Here is a 2,950-nt window from a genome sequence, read left to right on the forward strand (position 1 = left end):
CGAGGGGGGCTTACCGGGGGGGTAGGGGGTGATGCCACGGCGCTGGCAGTACGCAGAGGCGCACGCGCCTGGCCGTCACCGGCAGGACAAAGCTCCTCCCTCCCCCACCCGTCAAGGGACCATCCGTTACACCCGGATCGGCGAGGGAGGATATGCCGAGATGGAGACGATGATTCGCCGTCTCCTGAATGAGTAGGCAGGTTTCCTCCTCACCCCTGAGTCGCTCTTTCAGCGCCCCGAACCCGGCTCGCTGTACCCCGTAAAACTTCATCGAAAACCTAGAAATTTTACGAGTTGTGCTCACCATGCCTATACAGTAATAGAGGAGCACACCATCGGAGCAGGTGCGGGCCAAGAAATTCGCATTGGCACGTCTGGAAAATTCTAACGCAAGTCTAAGCACCACCCTACAACATCTCTTTGACAGGTACGCCTTCGAGCGAGTCCCCCCCAGGGCGCAGAGGTTTCCTATGAAGGCGAGGTCCTGGTGGTTCCGGAGACAGAGGTCTTTGGCGGTCAGTTTCGGGTCAAAGCGGTCAAAGAAGATGCCGTGATTCTCAACTCCCTAGACGGGACCAGGGAGGTCCGGCTGGGGCTGAGCCCAGGACCGGACGTCGCGTTGCCGAGCAAAGGAAAACAGAGACGGAAACGGCCATGGACCGAAGACGAAGACGACTCTTAGCCCCAGGGTATCCGGCCATGGTGGCATGACGAAGCCGCTGAGATGTCCGCCGTGTACGAATGTGGGGAGGAGATCCAGCCAAGGAGGGAGCATGGAGATTAGAAATCAGCGCAAGGGGCGACTGCGGCAGCTCATCCGGTGTCACCAGATCCTGGAGCGGCTGGTGAGGAGTCGCATTGCCTATAACGCCAATCTCCTCGCCGAAGAGCTGGGGTTCACCACCAAGACCATCTACCGGGACCTCCGGGCCCTGAAAGAGGCCGGGGTTTTTATCGAGTACGATCGCCCGCGGAAGCGGTACGTGATAGAAAAAGGCCATCTGGCTAGAGCCTATCTCGGAGAAAGCCGGGAATCAATTCCGATGCAGGGGGGAGGCCTAGGGCCGCAGGAGTGACGATTACAACCAGTAACCTCCGGGGAAAGGATTTGTAGTTGTAACCTTCCCAGGCATTTAAAGGCCTGCCCGCGACAACCAAAGGGGATTGCACCAAGGTATTGACACCGACCACGTCTTTGGCGATGCTATAGCCCCTGACAGGGAAAGCGGAGATGGAAACCGGGATGACCATAGCCCCCGGCCCACCTCCGGCACAAACGACGGCGCGTCAAACACCCAGACGCCTTCTCGGGCATAAAATGCTGCGGGAAGGCGTTTTACATTATGACCGGGGTAGGAGGATTGTCGTGATCTGTGACCGCTCCCATGGCCTAGGGCCTCGGCTCCGACAGCATCTGGTTCACATGGCGACGGATTTCCTCTGAGGCCCTCTCCGGCGGGTACAGGGTCAGCAGTGCGGCCACTGTCCTTTGGAGGAGCCAGACGAGGGCCGCCTCGTCCCGAACGTGAGCCTTCGCCGCGATGTAGTCCGCCACGACTTCCCGCAGTTGGTTGTCCCGTCGGTTCTGCTCCTCCATCTTGCTTGTATTCCCGATCTCCAAGGGCTAGCTACCGGCAATCCCATCGGCAGCCTTGGTCTGTCGCTGGGGCCAGGGATCGCTCGGGCGACATGCCACTAAAGTTCTCGCCAGGAGAGGATCTTGACGAAGTTGAAGCTCCCCCCGCCCGGCATGCCGGGGGGCAGGTTCTTTGCGAGATCGGGCATCTGATACAGGCGCGGGACCTGGGCCCCCAAGTCCAGGAACCGGCTGACCACGGTCCCGACCACCTGGTACTGCTTGGTGATCTGAACCTGGTTTTCGGCAAAGACCGCCGCCGCGACCTTGTTTTGCGATTGCGCCATCACGATGCGGTCCTTGGCGATCAGCCCGAGAGTGTCGCCGGTCGGGAAGACCCCCACCGGCAGGAGGTCGCTATTGAGCGTGATGCTCACTTGGTGGGCCCCACCCGTGCCATTTTCACTCCAGTCCGCTCCTGCCAGCTTGGCGTACAGGGTCCCCCCGACAGCCCCGGTGGTGTAATTAATGGTGTCTATCCTGGTCGGACCGGTCGTGCCCCCCAGGGTGATGCTCCCAGGGATGCGGCTGATCCCCTCAACGGTCAAGGTCTCGGTGGTGCTGTTCCATTCGAGTCGGTGCGCATTGCCGTTGGCATCGGTGCCGCTCACGATGAAGCTGGCCGTGTTCTTGTAGATCGTGATGTCGCTGCCACTCACCGCCGAGGCGGGAAGAACCCCCGCTGTGACGGGGTCCCAGGAATTGGCATCCAAGTACGCCTCGTAAGGGCCAGCCAGGGAGGGGAAGGAAATGGGCATGTCGGGCGAGAGATCGTACTTGGCGGCAGTCCCGTTGTCCGCATAGACGTTGGCGTCGCCACTGGTCCCGCCAAAGCCGTAATTGGCGTAGACCCCGTCCATCCGTAGCTTGATTCCTACCGGGAGGGGATTGCCATCGATATCGGTGTCGCTCGCGGCGTTCCCCACCCGAGCACTTCCACTATTCATGAGAATTCGGCCCTCGTTCACCCGGATCTCGGCGTCGAGGGTGGGAGGATTGGTGTCCGGGATCCTCCCGGCAAAAATCGCGTCGAGCCCGTTATACCAGTTGAAGATGCCACCGCCGCCTCCGAAGTCGGCGGCGGTGCCGGTCGACCCCAGGCCTTCCCCTAAGATGTGGACCGAGCCGGCGATCACCACGTTCCCGTTGATCCGCGCCCCTGATCCGCTGCCGCCAAGAAAGGCGGCATTCCCCCAGACCGACAGGTCCCGAACCTCCACCCGCACATCCACCACCTTCGTGCTCTCCTGCGGCCCTCTCCCCTCAGAACGAATGGTCAGCTTGTTGCTGTCTTTGAGTCCTAGCTGGACCGTA

Annotated in this window: 5 protein-coding genes; 3 read left to right on the forward strand and 2 right to left on the reverse strand. The window is 60.9% G+C overall.

What is annotated here, in order from left to right; genetic code table 11:
- Positions 1 to 28: 28 nt before the first annotated feature.
- The 3 genes from O6929_00850 to O6929_00860 all read left to right on the forward strand — a co-directional run bounded on the left by O6929_00850 (position 29) and on the right by O6929_00860 (position 1,076).
- Positions 29 to 196, forward strand: coding sequence for a hypothetical protein (locus O6929_00850; protein ID MCZ6478943.1), 168 nt, complete (start codon positions 29 to 31; stop codon positions 194 to 196).
- Positions 197 to 487: 291 nt separating this feature from the next.
- Positions 488 to 682: a hypothetical protein gene (locus tag O6929_00855; protein MCZ6478944.1), complete on the forward strand. Its 195-nt coding sequence runs from the start codon at positions 488 to 490 to the stop codon at positions 680 to 682.
- Positions 683 to 773: 91 nt separating this feature from the next.
- Positions 774 to 1,076, forward strand: coding sequence for a helix-turn-helix domain-containing protein (locus O6929_00860; GenBank protein ID MCZ6478945.1), 303 nt, complete (start codon positions 774 to 776; stop codon positions 1,074 to 1,076).
- Between the two features lie 314 nt (positions 1,077 to 1,390).
- Here O6929_00860 and O6929_00865 read toward each other — a convergent pair whose 3' ends face one another.
- A complete protein-coding gene (locus O6929_00865; GenBank protein MCZ6478946.1) occupies positions 1,391 to 1,597 on the reverse strand; it encodes a hypothetical protein in 207 nt (68 codons plus the stop codon).
- Between the two features lie 98 nt (positions 1,598 to 1,695).
- A partial coding sequence (locus O6929_00870; protein ID MCZ6478947.1) for a hypothetical protein occupies positions 1,696 to 2,950 on the reverse strand: 1,255 nt, incomplete at its 5' end.

The organism is Candidatus Methylomirabilota bacterium (genome assembly GCA_027293415.1).
GTDB lineage: Bacteria > Methylomirabilota > Methylomirabilia > Methylomirabilales > CSP1-5 > CSP1-5.

What these genes read in the sequence shown, in the direction of transcription:
- O6929_00860 (MCZ6478945.1), top strand. Translation starts at nt 774, where the DNA reads ATGGAGATTAGAAATCAGCGCAAGGGGCGACTGCGGCAGCTCATCCGG.
- O6929_00865 (MCZ6478946.1), bottom strand. Translation starts at nt 1,597, where the DNA reads ATGGAGGAGCAGAACCGACGGGACAACCAACTGCGGGAAGTCGTGGCG.